Annotated in this window: 2 protein-coding genes; both read right to left on the minus strand. The window is 42.8% G+C overall.

From position 1 onward, the window contains the following. A partial coding sequence (locus tag B7Y67_RS14040; protein WP_293599179.1) for an ankyrin repeat domain-containing protein occupies window positions 1-401 on the minus strand: 401 nt, incomplete at its 3' end. Beyond that, on the minus strand, window positions 398-676 hold a 279-nt coding region (locus B7Y67_RS14045), incomplete at its 5' end, for a TatD family hydrolase (protein WP_293599180.1). The genes B7Y67_RS14040 and B7Y67_RS14045, both read right to left, overlap by 4 nt.

Genomic DNA, 676 nt, shown 5'->3' on the forward strand with positions numbered 1-676 from the left:
GCATAGTGAATTGGCGCCCAGCCTTGCTTGTTTACGGATGCCTTCTTATCTAAAACCAGCATCTTGACTGTTGGGAGATCTCCGTCGAATGCCGCCATCATCAGTGCATTTTCACCACTCTTGTTAGCCAAATTCACGTTAGTGGCAGGATTTGCAAGGAGTAAATCCGTCACTTTCTTAGATTTATCGCGGATGGCGACTATCAACATTGGATTACCCTTGGGATCTAAGGTATTTGGGCTAATGCCAGCCTTCAAGAGCGATTGAACCTCAGAAACATCATCAAACTTAGCAGCCTTAGTAAAGTCATCAATTTGATCGGCCGATTGCGCAAATAAGCTACTGGAAAGACACAATGTAACTGCATTTACAGCGAAAATGAATTTAAATGAATCTCTCATGAAGTTGCTCTATTTATTTGAAAACATTGGAAAAAATTACTAGAAGTTCGCTCGGCTATCTCATCAACAGAGACACCTTTGAGATTGGCTACAAATTCACCAACCTTAGAGACCCAGGCAGGCTCATTGGTCTTGCCGCGATAAGGAATTGGGGCTAAATAAGGCGAATCCGTTTCAATCAACATGCGATCCAGTGGGACATATTTGCAAGTCTCCTGAAGATCTTTGGCGCTCTTAAAGGTCACAATGCCTGAAAACGAGATATAAAAGCCCAT

The organism is Polynucleobacter sp. 35-46-11 (genome assembly GCF_002281105.1).